The following is a 17,553-nucleotide window of genomic DNA, read 5'->3' as shown; positions in this document are numbered from 1 at the left end:
GTTTGCGGCTGCCGCGTTCCGGCGTGCCCGCGCGACGTACCCCGTCCGGGACCACCACCCGGACCACCACCCGTTCCACCCAACTGACCTTCAGCATCAGGAGACATTTGTGAAGAGCGCCGTCGAGACCTTGAGCCCGACCCGGGCCAAGCTGACCGTCGAGGTGCCCTTCGAGGAGCTCAAGCCGAGCCTCGACGCGGCGTACCAGAAGATCGCGAAGCAGATCAACGTCCCGGGCTTCCGCCGGGGCAAGGTGCCGCCGGCGGTCATCGACCGCCAGGTCGGCCGCGGTCCGGTCCTCGACGAGGCGATCAACGCCGTCGTCCCGCAGCAGTACATGGCCGCCCTCCAGGAGCACGACCTCGAGCCGCTGGCCCAGCCGGAGATCGAGGTGACGAAGTTCGAGGACAACGAGGGCCTCGAGTTCACCGCCGAGGTCGACGTCAAGCCCGACTTCGAGCTGCCCGACTACGAGGGCCTCGAGGCCACCGTGGAGGACGTCGAGATCACCGACGCCGACGTCGAGGAGCAGGTCGAGGCGCTGCGCGAGCGCTTCGGCACCCTCGTGCCCGTCGAGCGCGCGGCCGCCGACGGCGACTTCGTCACGATCGACCTGGTCGCTGCCCGCGACGGCGAGACCGTCGAGGGCGGCGAGGTCACCGGCATGTCCTACAAGGTCGGCCGCGGCGGCATGATCGACGGCCTCGACGAGGCCCTGGTCGGCATGTCGGCCGACGAGGAGAAGACCTTCGACTCCGAGCTCGTCGGCGGGGACCTGGTGGGCGAGCCCGTCCAGGTCACCGTCAAGGTGACGGCGGTGCAGGAGCAGCAGCTGCCCGAGTACGACGACGAGTTCGCCCAGCTGGCCTCGGAGTTCGACACCGCCGAGGAGCTCACCGCCGACGTGCGCGAGCGCCTCGGCCGGGGCAAGCGGCTCGAGCAGGCCGCCGCCGCCCGCGACGCCGTGCTCGAGGCCCTGCTGGAGAAGGTCTCGATCCCGCTGCCCGAGGTGATGGTGACCGACGAGCTCAACGCCCGCCGCCAGAACGTCGAGCAGCAGCTCGGCTTCGCCGGCATCACCATGGAGAAGTACCTCGAGGACGAGGGGCAGACCCAGGAGGAGTTCGAGGCTGACCTCGAGCGCCGGGTCCGCGACGCGGTCGCCGCCCAGTTCATCCTCGACAAGATCGCGAAGAAGGAGGAGTTCGGCATCGACCAGGCCGAGCTCTCCGAGCACCTCGTGCGCCGCGCCCAGCAGTCCGGGCAGGACCCGCAGGAGTTCGCGAACCACATGTTCGAGCACAACCACATCCCCGAGCTCGTGCAGGAGATCCTCCGCGGCAAGGCGCTGGCGACGATCGTGGAGGCGGCGACCGTCAAGGACGCCTCCGGCAACGTGGTCGAGCTGAAGAACCTGCGTCCCGACGGCAGCATCGGCGAGCCGGTCGAGGAGACCGCCGCCGACGGCGCCGACGCGGCTGCCGAGGCCGGCGACGAGGACTCGCAGCAGGCCTGACACGCTCCACTCCGGACGGCGTCCACCCGGCGGGTGGGCGCCGTCCGTGCTGTCCGGACGATGCCGGTCGGGGCGTCGGCCGGCCCGTCACCGGTGAGTCTGCTGTGGGCGAACAGGGCGGCCAACCGCGTGGAAGTGTCCGACCTTCCGGCTAGTGTCGCCAGCGTGAACCACAACTCCAGCCCAGCCCTCTCGCCCGAGATGAACGGCGCCGGTGGGATGTACGGCCTCGACGACCACATCTACCAGCGCCTGCTCCGCGAGCGCATCGTCTTCCTCGGCTCCGAGGTCCGCGACCAGAACGCCAACGCGATCTGCGCGCAGCTCCTCCTGCTCTCCGCGGAGGACCCGGAGGCCGACATCTTCCTCCACATCAACAGCCCCGGCGGCTCCGTCGACGCTGGCATGGCGATCTACGACACGATGAACTACATCCCCAACGACGTGGCGACCGTGGGCATGGGCCTCGCGGCCTCCATGGGGCAGTTCCTGCTCTGCGCCGGCACCAAGGGCAAGCGCTACGCGCTGCCCCACGCGCGCATCATGATGCACCAGCCCTCCTCGGGGATGGGCGGCTCGGCCTCCGACATCAAGATCCAGGCCCAGCAGTCGATCCACATCAAGAAGGTGCTCCTCGACCTGATCGCCGAGCACACCGGCCAGAGCGTCGAGCAGGTCGTCGCCGACGCCGACCGTGACCGGTGGTTCACCGCCGACCAGGCCGTCGAGTACGGCCTCGTCGACCAGGTCATCACCAGCGCCCGCGAAGCCGCCGACGAGGGCCGCCCGGCCCGGACCAAGGACTGAGAGACATGAACTACTACATCCCGCAGTGGGAGGAGCGGACCTCCTACGGGTTCCGCCGCATCGACCCTTACGCCAAGCTGTTCGAGGAGCGCATCATCTACCTCGGCACCCCGATCAGCGACGACGTCGCCAACGCGGTCATCGCCCAGCTGATGTGCCTGGAGACGATGAACCCCGACACCGACATCAGCATCTACATCAACAGCCCCGGCGGCTCGTTCACCGCGCTGACCGCGATCTACGACACGATGCGGTTCATCAAGCCCGACGTGCAGACCGTGTGCCTGGGCCAGGCTGCCTCGGCCGCCGCGATCCTGCTCGGCGCCGGCGCCAAGGGCAAGCGGATGGCGCTGCCCAACAGCCGCATCCTGATCCACCAGCCCTACACCGAGGGCACGTTCGGGCAGACGTCCGACATCGAGATCCAGGCCAACGAGATCCTGCGCATGCGCGAGCTCCTCGAGCGCATGATCGCCGACTCCAGCGGCAAGTCGATCGACCAGGTCAGCGCCGACATCGAGCGCGACAAGATCCTGACCGCCGAGCAGGCCGTCGAGTACGGCCTGATCGACGCGGTCATCGAGTCCCGCAAGGGCGCCCCGGTCCTCGCCTGAGTGCGACGCACCCGCGACGCACGAGGCTCGAAATGATGGTCGGCGACATCCCGTGTCCGGTCCCTTCCGGGGGCCGGCACGGGGTACCGTCGTACGGCTCACTGCAAGACAGCACAGCGCAAGGTGTTGAGTGTCGGGACCCTTTCCCGGCGAGACTGGAGGACACGACTCGTGGCACGAATCGGTGACGGCGGCGACCTGCTCAAGTGCAACTTCTGCGGCAAGAGCCAGAAGCAGGTGAAGAAGCTCATCGCGGGCCCCAACGTCTACATCTGCGACGAGTGCATCGAGCTCTGCAACGAGATCATCGAGGAGGAGCTCGCCGAGGGCAGCGAGGTCAGCCTCGAGGAGCTGCCCAAGCCGCGGGAGATCTTCGAGTTCCTCAACTCCTACGTCATCGGCCAGGAGCACGCGAAGAAGTCGCTGGCCGTCGCGGTCTACAACCACTACAAGCGCGTGCAGGCGGGCCTCCAGCCGGTGACCGGCAAGGCCAAGGACGACGTCGTCGAGGTCGCGAAGTCCAACATCCTGGTGATCGGCCCGACCGGCTGCGGCAAGACCTACCTCGCCCAGACGCTGGCGCGCATGCTCAACGTCCCCTTCGCCATCGCCGACGCGACGGCGCTCACCGAGGCCGGCTACGTCGGCGAGGACGTCGAGAACATCCTGCTGAAGCTCATCCAAGCCGCTGACTACGACGTCAAGAAGGCCGAGACGGGCATCATCTACATCGACGAGATCGACAAGGTGGCCCGCAAGGCGGAGAACCCCTCGATCACCCGGGACGTCTCCGGCGAGGGGGTCCAGCAGGCCCTGCTCAAGATGCTGGAGGGCACCACCGCGTCGGTGCCGCCGCAGGGTGGCCGCAAGCACCCGCACCAGGAATTCATCCAGATCGACACCACGAACATCCTGTTCATCGTGGGCGGCGCCTTCGCCGGGCTCGAGCAGATCATCGAGCAGCGCGTCGGCAAGAAGTCCCTCGGCTTCACCGCAGAGGTCCGCGGCGCGGCCGAGCGCGAGGCCGACGACCTGCTCGCCCAGGTCCGCCCCGAGGACCTCACGAAGTTCGGCCTGATCCCCGAGTTCATCGGCCGCCTGCCGCTGATCGCGAGCGTGAGCAAGCTCGACCGCGAGGCGCTGGTCCAGATCCTCACCGAGCCCCGCAACGCGCTCGTCAAGCAGTACCAGAAGCTCTTCGAGCTCGACGGCGTCGAGCTCGAGTTCACCGACGACGCCATCGACTCCATCGCCGAGGCGGCCCTCGAGCGCGGCACGGGTGCCCGCGGCCTGCGCGCCATCATCGAGGAGGTCCTGCTCTACGTGATGTACGACGTGCCCTCGCGCGGCGACGTCGCGAAGGTGGTCGTGACCCGCGAGGTCGTCGAGGACGACGTCGCCCCGACGCTGATCCCGCGCGAGTCCGAGGGCCGGAAAAAGAAGTCCGCCTGACCCGGACGCCACCCGGAATGACCATGCGTCCCTAGTCATTTCGGGCCATTCCGGACTATCTGCTGTGGTCAGGCGTCATGGCCCAGCCACACTGACGTCTCGTCAGCATGTGGGAAGGGGATCCGGTGGGTGTCGACGCGAAGCGACCGCTCGTGGCGTTTGCATTGGTGGCGGTGCTGTGTGCCGTCCTGATGACCATCTCGGTCAGTCGTGGGTTCGGCCTCGACATCATCCGCCCGGGCAAGCCGATCGCCGCGCCGGCGCAGGAGCTGCCGGCGGAACGACCCGCCATCGCGCCCGTCGAGGCGCCCCCCGCGACGATCCCGGCGGAGCTCAGCACGCAGCCGCTCGGCACCGCGGTCGCGCGCTCCACGGAGCCCGTGCAGGGGGCCGCCGCCCCGGCTCGTGCGGGTCGGACGGTCCGGACTGTCGAGGCTGAGCAGCAGGAGGGCTCCAAGGCGGTGCTCGAGACGGCGCTGGACCCCGAGCGTGAGGCTGCGCAGGCTGACCGCGAGGCTGCGAAGGCGGCCGAGAAGGCCGACCGCGAGGCTGCGAAGGCGGCCCAGAAGGCCGACCGTGAGGCCGCGAAGGCGGCCCGGAAGGCCGACCGCGAGGCCGCGAAGGCGGCCCGGAAGGCCGACCGCGAGGCCGCGAAGGCGGCCCGGAAGGCCGACCGTGAGGCCGCGAAGGCGGCCCGGAAGGCCGAGCGTGAGGCCGCGAAGGCGGCCCGGAAGGCCGACCGTGAGGCTGCGAAGGCGGCCCGCAAGGCCGACCGTGAGGCTGCGAAGGCGGCCCGGAAGGCCGACCGTGAGGCTGCCAAGGCGGCCCGGAAGGCCGAGCGCGAGGCCGCGAAGGCGGGCCGGGGCGGCGCGAAGGCCGGCCGCAAGGCCTGAATGCCGCCGGCCGCGCGTGACGGCGGTGGGTGATGCAGGTACGTGAGCCCTCGCGGCTGCCAGGCTCACCGCACGCGTGGGCCCGCGTGTCGGACAGGACGAGCTCCGCGGCCGCCGGCGCGGGGAGCGTACGGCCAAGGGCGGGCGCCCGACGTCGTCCTGTCCGACACGCCGAGGTGCCGCCCCGCGAGACCGGGGCTGGGACGTCAGTCCTCGGTCGGTGCCAGCTCCGCCTCGACCCGCAGCTCGGTCGCGGCCTCGTCGGTGACGAACTGCAGGTCGCCGACGATGGTGCCCACGGCCCGGAGGTCGTCGCCGGCCTGCTGCGCCGCCTCGACCAGGTGCGCCGGCCCGGTGATCACCACGCGCGACAGCGGGGCCCGCATCTTGGCCTTCGCCTGCGACTTGGCGCCGCGGATGCCGGTGAGGGCGCTCGCGACGGCGTCGAGCACCAGCGGCTGGGCGGCCGCAGCGGCGCCGAGGTCGGCCGCGGTGGGCCACGCGGCGTGGTGGATCGACCCCGCCTGCCACCACGACCAGACCTCCTCGGTGGCGTACGGCAGGAAGGGCGCGAGCAGCCGCAGCTGGACGTGCAGCGCGATGGCCAGGGTGGCGCGAGCCGAGGCCGTGCCGGCGCCGCCCTCGGCGTCGTAGGCCCGCTCCTTCACCAGCTCGAGGTAGTCGTCGCAGAACTCCCAGAAGAACTTCTCGGTGACCTCGAGGGCGGTGGTGTAGTCGTAGGCGTCGAAGGCCTCGGTCGCCCTGCGGACCACGACCTCGAGGCGACCGAGCAGGGCGCAGTCGACCGGGGCGCTGACGGCCGCGGGGCTGAGCTCGGTGGCGCCGACGTTGCCGAGGACGAACTTCGAGGCGTTGAGCACCTTCATCGCCAGCCGTCGACCGACCTTCATCTGCGACTCGTCGAACGGCGAGTCGAGACCGGGACGGCCGATGGCGGCGCGCCAGCGGACCGCGTCGGCGCCGTACTTGTCGAGGATGTCGGTCGGGACGACGACGTTGCCCTTCGACTTCGACATCTTCTTGCGGTCCGGGTCGACGATGAAGCCGGAGATCATCGCGTGCGACCACGGCACGACCTGGTGCTCAAAGTCAGCGCGGACCACCCGTGAGAAGAGCCAGGTGCGGATGATGTCGTGCGCCTGGGTGGCGAGGTCGTAGGGGAAGACGCGCGAGAAGAGGTCGTCGTCGACCTCCCACATGCCCGCGATCTGCGGCGTCAGCGACGAGGTGGCCCAGGTGTCCATCACGTCGGGGTCGCCGATGAAGCCGCCCGGCTTGCCGCGCTGGTCCTCGGAGTAGCCCTGCGGCGCCTGCGTGGACGGGTCGATCGGCAGCTGGTCCTCGGTGGGCAGCAGCGGGTGGTCGTGGTCGGGCTCCCCGTCGGCGTCGAGCGGGTACCAGACGGGGAAGGGGACGCCGAAGAACCGCTGGCGCGAGATCAGCCAGTCGCCGTTGAGCCCGCCGACCCAGTTGTCGTAGCGGTGCTTCATGTGCGCCGGGATCCAGGTGATCTCCTCGCCGCGGACCAGCATCTCCTTGCGCAGCGCCGCGTCCCTGCCACCGTTCTTGACGTACCACTGGCGCGTGGCCACGATCTCGAGCGGCTTGTCGCCCTTCTCGTAGAAGTTCGCCATGCGCTGCGTCGGCTTCGGCTCGCCGTCGAGGTCGCCGGACTCGCGGAGCAGCGCGACCATCGCCTCGCGGGCGCTGAAGGTGGTCTTGCCGGCCAGCTCGGCGTACGCCGTCGCGGCGGGCTCGGCGGACAGCCAGTCGGGCGTCTCGCGGCTGAGCCGGCCGTCGCGGCCCACGACCGTGCGGATCGGCAGGTCGAGCTCGCGCCACCACATCACGTCGGTGAGGTCGCCGAAGGTGCAGCACATCGCGATGCCGGCGCCCTTGTCGGGCTCGGCGGCCGGGTGCGCGAGCACGGGGACCTCCACCCCGAAGACGGGCGAGGTCACCGTCGTGCCGAAGACGCCCTGGTAGCGCTCGTCGTCGGGGTGCGCGATCAACGCGACGACGCTCGGGATCAGCTCCGGCCGCGTGGTCTCGATGTGGATGGGCGTGCCGTCGGGCTGGTGGAACGCGACGCGGTGGTAGGCGCCGGGGTAGTCGCGCGGCTCGAGCTCGGCCTGGGCGACCGCGGTCTGGAACGTGACGTCCCACAGCGTCGGCGCCTCGGAGAGGTACGCCTCGCCGCGGGCGTAGTTGCGCAGGAAGGCGCGCTGGCTGACCGTGCGGGAGTGGTCACCGATGGTGGTGTAGGTCGGGTCCCACTGGACCGACAGGCCGAGCTTGCGCCACAGCGCCTCGAAGGCCTTCTCGTCCTCCACGACCAGCTGCTCGCACAGCTCGATGAAGTTCGGCCGGCTGACGGGCACCTGCTTCTTCGGGTCGGGCTTCTCCGGCGGGGTGAAGTCGGGGTCGTAGGGCAGGGCGGGGTCGCAGCGGACGCCGAAGTAGTTCTGCACCCGGCGCTCGGTGGGCAGGCCGTTGTCGTCCCAGCCGATGGGGTAGAAGACGGCCTTGCCCTGCATGCGCTGGTAGCGCGCAATAAGGTCGGTGTGGCTGTAGGAGTAGACGTGGCCGACGTGCAGCGAGCCGCTGACGGTGGGCGGGGGAGTGTCGATGGAGTAGACGTTCTCCCGCGGCTGCGTGCGGTCGAAGGCGTAGGTGTCGTTGTCGGCCCACACCCGCGACCACTTGTCCTCCAGGCCCTCCAGCGCCGGACGCTCCGGTACGACGACGGCACGCTGGTCGGTGCTCGTCGTCTCCGGGGCCTGGGTGCTGGGGTTCTCAGTCATGTCTGGAGTCTATTGACGGGCCTCCGGCCTGCGAAAACGAGTAACCGGCGGTGCGGCGGCAGCCCTAGCGTGGGGGGCATGGAACGTGCGCCCACACTGGAGTTCTTCGACGCCCCGCAGCCCTTCCTCGACGCGGCAGGCGACCTGCTGGCCGCCGACCCGGTGCTCGGGAGCGTCATCGCCAGCGTCAGCCAGCGGACGGCGCGCGAGCTGGCCGACGGGTACGACTCCTGGGCCGAGGTCGACGCCCCCTTCCAGCGCTGGTGGGCAGCGGTCCGCGACCCCGAGGGGCGGGTCGTGAGCGCCGCGATGCGCACCGCGCCCTTCAGGCCGCACCCGACGTTCTCCCTGCCGATGAGCGACGAGGCCGCCCGCGCGCTCGCCGCCGCGCTGCACGAGCGCGGCGAGCTCCTCGGCGGGGCCAACGGCGCGCTGCCGGGGGCCGCGGCGCTGGCCCGCGCGAGCGCCGAGCTCGTCGGCGGGGAGGTGGTCGCCGACAAGGAGACCCGGCTCTGGGAGGCGAGGTCCGTCGCGGTCCCGGCCGCTCCGGAGGGGCGGCTGCGGCGGGCCACCGAGGACGACGCCGAGCTGGTGCTGGCGTCGTTCCGGGACTTCCACGCCGAGGCCGACGAGCAGGCCGGCCGCCGGCCCGACCCGGCGTCGGGCGAGCACAACACGCTCGAGTCGGTGCTGGTCCGCATCCGCGAGGGCGTGGAGTGGCTCTGGGAGCTGCCCGACGGCACGCTCGCGCACCTCACCGGCTGCGGGCTCCCGTCCTACGGCGTCGCCCGCATCGGCCCGGTCTTCACCCCGCGCGAGCACCGCGGCCGCGGCATCGCGTCGTACGTCGTCGGCGAGCTGACCCGGCGCGGCCTCGAGGCGGGGCACCGCATGTGCCTGTTCACCGACCGCGCGAACCCGACCTCGAACAAGATCTACGCGGGCCTGGGCTACGAGCCCACCGTGGACATGGCCGAGCACGTCGTCCTCGTCCGCGACCGCCCCCAGCCCTCGGTGGGCGGCGGACGTGGCGGCGGATCGTCACCTGGTGGCCGGTGTCCCTAGACTCGTGACGCCATGACTGACGCCTCCCACTCCGACCCGGACGGCGGGTCGGCGCGCCTCGCCGAGACCTTCGCCGAGGTCGAGGACGCCCTGCTGTCCCGCTGGCCCGAGACCCGGCTCGAGCCCAGCCTCGACCGGATCGAGGCCTTCACCGAGCTGCTCGGCGCGCCGCAGCGCTCCTTCCGGTCGGTGCACCTGACGGGCACCAACGGCAAGACCAGCACCAGCCGCATGATCGAGACGCTGCTGCGCGCGCTCGACCTGCGCACCGGCCGCTTCACCTCGCCGCACCTCGAGCGGATGAGCGAGCGGATCAGCATCGACGGCGAGCCGCTGGACGACGAGGCGTTCGTCCGCGCGTTCAACGACGTCGCTCCCTACACGCACCTCGTCGACGCCGAGCAGGACCACCCGCTCAGCTTCTTCGAGACGATCGTAGGGATGGCCTACGCCGCGTTCGCCGACGCGCCGGTCGACGTGGCCGTGGTCGAGGTCGGCATGGGCGGCAGCTGGGACGCCACCAACGTCATCGACGCCGACGTGGCCGTCGTGCTGCCGATCGCGGTGGACCACGCGAAGTACCTCGGCGAGGACGCCGCCACGATCGCCGTCGAGAAGGCGGGGATCATCAAGCCGGGGTCCGTCGCCGTCCTGGCCGAGCAGGGTCCGGAGGTCGCAGCGGTGCTCGTCGAGCGCGCCGCCGAGGTCGGCGCGACGATCGCCCGCGAGGGGATGGAGTTCGGCGTGGTGTCCCGCACGCCGGCGGTGGGCGGCCAGGTCGTCTCGCTGCAGGGGCTGCGCGGACGCTACGACGACGTCTTCCTGCCGCTCTACGGCGCCCACCAGGCGCAGAACGCCGCCGTCGCCCTCGCCGCCGTGGAGGCGTTCGGCAGCGGGGAGCTCGACGAGGACCTCGTCCGGGCCGCCTTCGCCGAGGTCACCTCGCCGGGGCGGCTCGAGATCGTCCGGCGCAGCCCCACGATCGTCCTCGACGCGGCCCACAACCCGCACGGCGCGGAGGCTGCGGCCGCCGCGCTGGAGGACTCGTTCTCGTTCAGCCCGCTGGTCGGGGTGATGGGCGTGATGTCGGACAAGGACCACGAGGGCGTCCTGGCCGCCTTCGAGCCGCACCTGACCCACCTCGTGTGCACGCAGAACTCCACGCCGCGCGCCCTGTCCGCCGCGGCACTCGGGCGCGCGGCCGCCGAGGTGTTCGGCGAGGACCGCGTGAGCGTGGTGCCCGACCTGGCCGACGCGATCGAGCGTGCGGCCACGCTCGCCGAGGCCGGCGAGGCCATCGACGTGTCGATCGGCGCCGGCGCCGTGCTCGTCACCGGGTCGGTGGTCACCGTCGGCGAGGCGCGCACGCTGCTGGTGGGTCGCCGATGAGCGGCCCGGACCCGCAGCCGGTGCCGACCAACACCGAGCGCTCGCCCCGGCGAGGCATGGCTGCCGCCGTGCTGAGCCTGGAGGCGATCACGCTCGGTCTCACGACGCCGGTGATGATCACCATCGCCGACGTCGACTCCGGCACCGCCATGGCCGTCGGGCTCGGGCTGGCACTCGTGTGCCTGCTGCTCGCCGGAGCGCTGCGCGCCGAGTGGGCCTACCTCGCGGGCTACGTCGTGCAGGCCGCCGCGATCGGCCTCGGGTTCGTCGTCCCGGTGATGTTCGCCCTCGGCGCGGTGTTCGCGGCGCTGTGGACGGCGGCGGACCTGCTCGGCCGCAAGATCGATCGGGAGCGCGCCGCCGCGTGGGCGGCGTACCGCGCCGAGCAGGCGCCGGGGGAGTGACCCGGCTCACCGGCGCTGCCGGCGCTGACTAGGCTGCTCGCATGACCGACGTCCAGCGCTCCCTCGTCCTCGTCAAGCCCGACGGCGTGCGCCGCGGCCTCTCGGGCGAGATCCTGCGCCGCGTCGAGGCGAAGGGCTACACGCTCGCGGCCGTCGAGCTGCGCGCCGCGACGCCCGAGATCCTCGCCGCCCACTACGCCGAGCACGAGGGCAAGCCGTTCTACGGCCCGCTCGTGGAGTTCATGCTGTCGGGCCCGGTGCTCGCCGTCGTGATCGAGGGGCAGCGCTGCATCGAGGGGTTCCGTTCGCTCGCCGGTGCCACCGACCCGACCGTCGCCGCTCCCGGGACGATCCGCGGCGACCTCGGCCGCGACTGGGGCCTGGCCGTCCAGCAGAACCTCGTGCACGGCTCGGACTCCGAGGAGTCGGCCGCCCGGGAGATCGGCATCTGGTTCCCCGCGCTCGCCCGCTGAGCCTCCGGTCGCTCCTGCCCCGGGAATCCCCCGCTTAAGCGGGGGATTGCGAACTTCCCGTGGTCTGCATGCCCCTGGAAGTTCGCACTCCCCCGCATAAGCGGGGGATCAGGGGACAGAGGGTACGACGTGCGGCGGGCTGCGCGTGTCCTGCCGGGATCACCCCGCCGCGCTCCCTAACCTGAACGTGGGTCGGTGGGAGCGCTGCTGACCCCTCTTCCCGGTACCACTGACCTCGAGGGCACCAGCGGCATGGCAAACAGCTTCATCGGCCGAGACATGGCCGTCGACCTCGGCACCGCGAACACGCTGGTCTACGTCCGCGGCAAGGGCGTCGTGCTCGACGAGCCGTCCGTCGTGGCGATGAACACCACGACCGGCGAGGTGCTCGCGGTCGGGCACGAGGCGAAGCGGATGATCGGGCGCACCCCCGACAACATCGCCGCCATCCGGCCGCTGCAGGACGGCGTGATCGCCGACTTCGAGGCGACCGAGCAGATGCTGCGCTACTTCATCCACCAGGTGCACCGGCGCCGCTACTTCGCCAAGCCCCGGATGGTGATCTGCGTGCCGAGCGGCATCACGGCCGTCGAGCAGCGCGCGGTCAAGGAGGCCGGCTACCAGGCCGGCGCCCGCCGGGTGTACATCGTCGAGGAGCCGATGGCCGCCGCGATCGGCGCCGGGCTGCCGGTCCACGAGGCCACCGGCAACATGGTCGTCGACGTCGGCGGGGGGACCACGGAGGTCGCCGTCATCAGCCTCGGCGGCATCGTCACCAGCCTCTCGGTGCGCACCGCCGGCGACGACCTCGACCAGGCGATCATCGCCTGGATGAAGAAGGAGTACTCCCTGATGCTGGGGGAGCGCACCGCCGAGGAGATGAAGATGACCCTCGGCTCGGCCTTCCCGCTGCCCAGCGAGCCCGACGCCGAGATCCGCGGCCGCGACATGGTCTCCGGGCTGCCGCGCACCGTCGTGGTGTCCAGCTCGGAGCTGCGCCAGGCCCTCGAGGAGCCGCTGCACAACATCGTCGACGCGGTGCGCACGACCCTCGACCAGACGCCACCCGAGCTGGCCGGCGACATCATGGACCGCGGGATCGTGCTCACCGGCGGCGGCGCCATGCTCCGCGGCCTCGACGAGCGGCTGCGCCACGAGACCGGCATGCCGGTCCACGTCGCCGACGACCCGCTCTCCTCGGTGGCCTACGGCGCCGGCAAGTGCGTCGAGGAGTTCGAGGCGCTGCAGCAGGTCCTCGTCTCGGACCCGAGGCGCTTCTGATGGGCGCGCTCGGGGGACACGACGGCCGCGAGCGCCGGTGGACCGGCCTCGACCGGCTCGAGTCGCGGCGGCCGCCGCGCTCGCTGCTCGTCGCGCTCGTGCTGGCCAGCATCACGCTCATCACGCTGGACGTCTCGGGCGGCGGCAGCTCCCCGCTCGAGCCGGCCCGCCGCGTCGTCGGCGAGGCGTTCGGCCCTGCGGAGGCGACCGTCGCCGCCGCGGTGCGCCCGTTCACCGCCGTGCCGACGTGGTTCCGCAGCAAGGGTGACCTGGCCGACCAGGTGCGCGACCTGGAGGCCAGCAACGCCGAGCTGCGCGGCCGGGTCGAGCTCGCCGGCTTCGAGCGCAACCGGCTCGAGCAGTACGACGGGCTGACGACCGCGGCGGAGGACCTCGGGTCCGCGCTGGTCCCGGCCCGCGTGGTGGCCCTCGGCTCGCGCCAGTCGCAGAGCTTCACCGTCACCATCGACGCCGGCTCCGAGGCCGGGATCGGCCCTGACATGACCGTCGTCAACAACGACGGCCTGGTCGGGCGGGTCCTGCGCGTCACGCGCAGCACCGCGACCGTGCTGCTGGTCATCGACCCCGACTCGACCGTCGGCGGCCGGGTCGGCTCGAGCATGGAGATCGGCTTCGTCACCGGCAGCGGCTCGCTGCGGCAGGAGGCGGGCCTGGACCTGCGGCTGCTCGACGACGCCTCGGTGCCCGCGCGCGGCGACACCGTCGTGACGTGGGGGAGCACCACCGGGCCGTACGCCCCCGGCGTCCCCATCGGCACGATCACCGAGGTCTACAGCTCCCTGCGCGAGGCGACGCAGCGTGCGGTCGTCGAGCCGTTCGTCGACTTCTCCGCCCTCGACGTGGTCGGCGTGATGGTCCCCAGCGGCTCGGCCAGTGACCGCGCGGTCATCGAGGCCGACGGGACGCTGCGATGACCCACCTCCGCTGGCCGGTCGCCCTGGCCGCCGTCGTCGTCGCCCTGGTCATGCAGGTCTCCCTGTTCCCCCACGTCGCCTGGCACGGCGTCGTGCCCAATCTCTGCCTGCTCGTCGTCGTGGCCGCCGCGCTCACCGTCGAGGCGCCGTTCGCGCTGCTGCTCGGCTTCACCGCGGGGCTCGCCCTCGACCTCGCGCCGCCGGCCGACCACGTCGCCGGCCGCTGGGCGCTCGCGCTCACCGTCGCGGCGTTCCTCGCCGCCCGGGTGCGGCAGGACCAGAAGCCGAGCGCGCTGGCCGTCGTCGGCACCGTCGCCGCGGCGTCGTTCGTCGCCACGTCGCTCTTCGCGCTCAGCGGCGTCCTGCTCCGGGACCCCGCGACGTCGGTCGCCGGCCTGCTCGAGGTCGTCCTCGTCGCGCTGGTGTGGGACGTGCTGCTGACGCCGTTCGTGCTGCCGCCGCTGATGCGGCTGTTCGCCCGCCTTCACCCGCAGTGGGCGACCTCGTGAGTCCCGCGACGCACCGCACCCGGCTCCGCCTGGTGGTCGTGCAGGCGCTCGTGTTCTCGCTCTTCGCGACCCTGTTCGTGCGGCTCTACTACCTCCAGGTCATCGGCGGGGAGTCCTACCAGGCCCAGGCGGCCGACCAGTCCGTCCGCGACATCGTCGTCCAGCCGCAGCGCGGGCTCATCGTGGACAGCCAGGGCCGTCCGCTGGTCGCCAACCGGACCTCGTGGGTCATCTCGGTCGACCGGACGCTGCTCGGCAAGCTCGAGGAGGACCAGCGCACCGAGCTCCTGCGCCGGGTGGCCGTCGTCGTCGGCGCGACGCCCGAGGACGTCGAGGCCCGGCTGGTCACGTGCGGCGACCCGGGCAGCGTCCGCGACGTCTGCTGGAACGGCTCGCCCTACCAGCCGGTGCCGGTCGCGACCGACGTCACGAAGGACGTCGCGCTGCGGGTGCTGGAGCAGCCGGAGGACTACCCGGGGGTCCTCGCGGAGCAGCAGAGCGTGCGCTCCTACCCCCGACCCTTCGGCATCAACCTCGCGCACGTGCTGGGCTACCTCAGCCCGGTCACGGAGGAGGAGTACGACCTCGCTGCCGAGCGCGACGACCGCTCGCTCAACGGCGCCTCGGTCGTGGGCCGCGCCGGTGTCGAGAAGGAGTACGACGAGTGGCTGCGCGGGCTGCCCGGCTACCGCCGGGTCGCCGTGGACTCCATGGGCCGCGTGCTGGGCGACGACTCCCTCGTCGAGAGCACGCCGGGCGACACGCTGGTGACCTCGATCGACGCGAAGGTGCAGGCGGTCGTGGAGAAGCAGCTCGCCGAGCGGATCGCCCACCAGCGCACCCAGGTGGACCCGGTGACGGGTCGGCGATTCGCGGCGGACTCCGGCGCCGCGGTGGTCCTGGACGCCAGGACCGGGCGTGTCGTGGCGATGGCCAGCCAGCCGACGTACGACCCCGACGTGTGGACCGGGGGCATCAGCGAGGAGCAGCTGAGGCGGCTCTACTCCGAGCAGGCCGGCACCCCGCTGCTCTCGCGCGCCACCCAGGGCCAGTTCGCGCCCGGGTCGACGTGGAAGCCGTTCATGACCGCCGGAGCGCTCACCAACGGCTACTCGACCGACACCACGCTGCCGTGCTCGTCGGGCTTCCAGGTCGGCAACCGCGTGTTCAAGAACTACGAGTCCGGCGCCTACGGCGACATCGGCTTCGCCAAGGCCCTCGAGGTCTCCTGCAACACCTTCTTCTACCGCATCGGCTACGACTTCTGGCAGCGGTTCGGCAGCGACCCCGCCGACATCGACGCCAAGGACCCGCTGGTCGCGGAGGCCAAGGAGTTCGGCTTCGGGTCGCGCACCGGCATCGACCTCCCCGGCGAGGCGCCCGGCCGGATCGCCGACCGCCAGTGGAAGCAGGACTACTACGAGTCGCAGAAGGACTACTACTGCGAGCTCAGCGACAAGCCGCAGACGCCGGACACCAGCGACTTCGTCTACCGGTTCGCGCGCGAGTTCTGCCTCGAGGGCAACCTCTACCGTGCCGGGGACGCCGTGAACTTCTCGATCGGGCAGGGCGACACGATCGTGACGCCGCTCCAGCTGGCCCGCGCCTACGCCGCGCTCAGCAACGGCGGCACGCTGTGGGTCCCCACCGTCGCCAAGGCGGTCGTCAGCCCGGAAGGCGAGGTGCTGCGCCGGATCGCGCCGCGCAGGGCCGGTCGCGTCGACGTGCCGCAGAGGTACCTCGACTACATCGACCGGGCCCTGCAGGACGTCACCCGCGTGGGCACGATGGCCTGGAAGATGGGCGGCTTCCCGCTCGACCGGGTCACCATCCGGGCCAAGACCGGGTCCGCCGAGGTCTACGGCAAGCAGTCGACCGGCTGGGTCGCCTCGTACTCCGAGGACTACGTCGTGGTGATGATGATCAGCCAGGGCGGCACCGGGTCGGGGTCCACCGGCGACGGCATCCGCGCGATCTGGGAGGCGCTGTACGGCGTCGACGGCGAGACCGTGCGCCCCGCCCGCGCCGCCACGCCCGGCACGGTCCCGCCCGCGCGGCTGCCCGACTTCCTCGACGACGGCTCCATCATGCCGCCGGTCCCGGCCGGGACGGAGCGAACGCCGTGACGATCACCTCCAGCCGCCCCACGGGGCGTCCCGCCCGCCCGGGCCAGCCCACCCTGACCTCGCGCGCCCCGGGCCTCGACTGGCTGCTGATGGTGGCGACCCTCGCGCTCGTCACCCTCGGCACCCTGCTCGTGTGGTCGGCCACCTCGACCCGTGCCGAGCTCACCGGCGGCGACCCCAACGCCTACCTGCGCAAGCACCTCGTCAACGTCGCGATCGGACTCGTGCTCATGGTGGCCGTGCTGGCCACCGACCACCGCTGGGTACGCATCCTGGCGCCGCTGGCGTACCTCGCGAGCGTCGGCGGCCTCGTCATGGTGCTCGTCGCGGGCAGCACGATCAACGGCTCCCGCTCCTGGATCCAGCTGGGCGGCATGTCGATCCAGCCCTCGGAGCTGGCCAAGCTCGCGGTGGTCATCGGCATGGCGCTGGTCGTCGCCGAGCGCACCGAGCGCCGCTGGGGGCGCGGGGTCCGCAGCCTCGAGGTCGTCGCGATGCTCGCCATCGCCGGCGTGCCCGCGGTCCTCATCCTGCTCCAGCCCGACCTCGGCACGATGCTGGTGCTGGCCGCGACCGTCTTCGGGGTGCTCGCCGTCGCCGGCGCCGGGAGGCTGTGGCTCGCCGGGCTCACCCTCGGCGGCGTCGCCGGCGCCGTCGTCGCGGTGTCGGCGGGCGTGCTGAAGCCCTACCAGCTCGACCGGTTCATGGCCTTCACCAACCCCGACCTCGACCCGCGCGGCGCCGGCTACAACACCGAGCAGGCGCGCATCGCCGTCGGCAACGGGGGCCTGTTCGGCCAGGGCCTCTTCGACGGCTCCCAGACCCGCTCGGGGTTCGTGCCCGAGCAGCACACCGACTTCATCTTCACCGTCGCCGGGGAGGAGCTCGGCCTCGTGGGCGCCGGGCTGCTGATCCTGCTGCTCGCCCTGGTGATCTGGCGCGCGCTGGCGATCTCCGCCCGTGCCGGCGACCTCTTCGGCCGGGTGGCCGCCGCCGGCATCGCCTGCTGGTGGGGCTTCCAGGCGTTCCAGAACATCGGCATGTGCCTGGGCATCATGCCCGTGACCGGCGTGCCGCTGCCGTTCGTGTCCTACGGCGGCAGCTCGCTCTTCGCCGGCATGCTCGCCCTCGGCCTGCTCCAGAACATCCACCTGAGGTCGGCCGACGCGGGGCGTCGCTGAGCCCGGTCGTAACGGACGCGGCGCCTCGGTGAGTAGGCCGCAGCGCCGGCTCCGACGTACCCTTGTGGGTCGGCGCCGTCGCG

At 71.8% G+C, this 17,553-nt stretch carries 15 protein-coding genes; 14 read left to right on the top strand and 1 reads right to left on the bottom strand.

Features of this window, described 5'->3' with window-relative positions; translation table 11 throughout:
* Positions 1-109: 109 nt before the first annotated feature.
* The 5 genes from tig (at position 110) to J3P38_RS03015 (ending at position 5,282) form a co-directional block, all read left to right on the top strand.
* Complete coding sequence (gene tig / locus J3P38_RS03035; RefSeq protein ID WP_210438383.1) at positions 110-1,516, top strand: trigger factor; 1,407 nt, start codon at positions 110-112, stop codon at positions 1,514-1,516.
* A 165-nt stretch (positions 1,517-1,681) separates the two neighbouring features.
* Positions 1,682-2,323, top strand: coding sequence for an ATP-dependent Clp protease proteolytic subunit (locus J3P38_RS03030; protein ID WP_374222504.1), 642 nt, complete (start codon positions 1,682-1,684; stop codon positions 2,321-2,323).
* Between the two features lie 5 nt (positions 2,324-2,328).
* Positions 2,329-2,937 carry an ATP-dependent Clp protease proteolytic subunit gene (locus J3P38_RS03025; RefSeq protein ID WP_210438382.1) on the top strand — a complete coding sequence of 203 codons (609 nt, stop codon included), beginning with the start codon at positions 2,329-2,331 and terminating at the stop codon, positions 2,935-2,937.
* Between the two features lie 171 nt (positions 2,938-3,108).
* The gene (gene clpX / locus J3P38_RS03020; RefSeq protein ID WP_210438381.1) at positions 3,109-4,389 is read left to right on the top strand and encodes an ATP-dependent Clp protease ATP-binding subunit ClpX; all 1,281 of its coding nucleotides are present in this window, start codon (positions 3,109-3,111) and stop codon (positions 4,387-4,389) included.
* 152 nt (positions 4,390-4,541) lie between these two features.
* Positions 4,542-5,282 carry a hypothetical protein gene (locus J3P38_RS03015; protein WP_210502643.1) on the top strand — a complete coding sequence of 247 codons (741 nt, stop codon included), beginning with the start codon at positions 4,542-4,544 and terminating at the stop codon, positions 5,280-5,282.
* Positions 5,283-5,488: 206 nt separating this feature from the next.
* On the opposite strand, the gene valS is transcribed toward J3P38_RS03015, so the two are convergent.
* Positions 5,489-8,107, bottom strand: coding sequence for a valine--tRNA ligase (gene valS, locus J3P38_RS03010; RefSeq protein WP_210502642.1), 2,619 nt, complete (start codon positions 8,105-8,107; stop codon positions 5,489-5,491).
* Between the two features lie 78 nt (positions 8,108-8,185).
* Here valS and J3P38_RS03005 point away from each other — a divergent pair, with 78 nt between their 5' ends.
* The 9 genes from J3P38_RS03005 to rodA all read left to right on the top strand — a co-directional run bounded on the left by J3P38_RS03005 (position 8,186) and on the right by rodA (position 17,470).
* A complete protein-coding gene (locus J3P38_RS03005) occupies positions 8,186-9,172 on the top strand; it encodes a GNAT family N-acetyltransferase (protein ID WP_210502641.1) in 987 nt (328 codons plus the stop codon).
* Positions 9,173-9,184: 12 nt separating this feature from the next.
* Entirely contained in the window at positions 9,185-10,561 is a 1,377-nt protein-coding gene (gene folC / locus J3P38_RS03000; protein ID WP_210502640.1) for a bifunctional tetrahydrofolate synthase/dihydrofolate synthase, read from the top strand.
* A complete protein-coding gene (locus tag J3P38_RS02995; RefSeq protein ID WP_246855613.1) occupies positions 10,558-10,965 on the top strand; it encodes a DUF4233 domain-containing protein in 408 nt (135 codons plus the stop codon). Before folC ends, J3P38_RS02995 begins: the two co-directional genes overlap by 4 nt.
* Positions 10,966-11,006: 41 nt before the next feature.
* Positions 11,007-11,438: a nucleoside-diphosphate kinase gene (gene ndk / locus J3P38_RS02990; RefSeq protein ID WP_210502639.1), complete on the top strand. Its 432-nt coding sequence runs from the start codon at positions 11,007-11,009 to the stop codon at positions 11,436-11,438.
* A 252-nt stretch (positions 11,439-11,690) separates the two neighbouring features.
* Complete coding sequence (locus tag J3P38_RS02985) at positions 11,691-12,719, top strand: rod shape-determining protein (protein ID WP_210438375.1); 1,029 nt, start codon at positions 11,691-11,693, stop codon at positions 12,717-12,719.
* The gene (gene mreC, locus J3P38_RS02980) at positions 12,719-13,654 is read left to right on the top strand and encodes a rod shape-determining protein MreC (RefSeq protein ID WP_210438374.1); all 936 of its coding nucleotides are present in this window, start codon (positions 12,719-12,721) and stop codon (positions 13,652-13,654) included. The genes J3P38_RS02985 and mreC overlap by 1 nt, the downstream gene beginning before the upstream one ends.
* Positions 13,651-14,163, top strand: a complete 513-nt coding sequence (mreD, locus tag J3P38_RS02975; RefSeq protein WP_210502638.1) for a rod shape-determining protein MreD — start codon at positions 13,651-13,653, stop codon at positions 14,161-14,163. Before mreC ends, mreD begins: the two co-directional genes overlap by 4 nt.
* Positions 14,160-16,289, top strand: a complete 2,130-nt coding sequence (gene mrdA, locus J3P38_RS02970) for a penicillin-binding protein 2 (protein WP_210502637.1) — start codon at positions 14,160-14,162, stop codon at positions 16,287-16,289. Before mreD ends, mrdA begins: the two co-directional genes overlap by 4 nt.
* The gene (gene rodA / locus J3P38_RS02965) at positions 16,286-17,470 is read left to right on the top strand and encodes a rod shape-determining protein RodA (RefSeq protein ID WP_307807678.1); all 1,185 of its coding nucleotides are present in this window, start codon (positions 16,286-16,288) and stop codon (positions 17,468-17,470) included. Before mrdA ends, rodA begins: the two co-directional genes overlap by 4 nt.
* Positions 17,471-17,553: the final 83 nt, after the last annotated feature.

Source organism: Nocardioides xinjiangensis, from assembly GCF_017916455.1.
GTDB classification, from domain to species: domain Bacteria; phylum Actinomycetota; class Actinomycetes; order Propionibacteriales; family Nocardioidaceae; genus Nocardioides; species Nocardioides xinjiangensis.
This window is presented reverse-complemented; position numbering and strand designations above follow the sequence as displayed.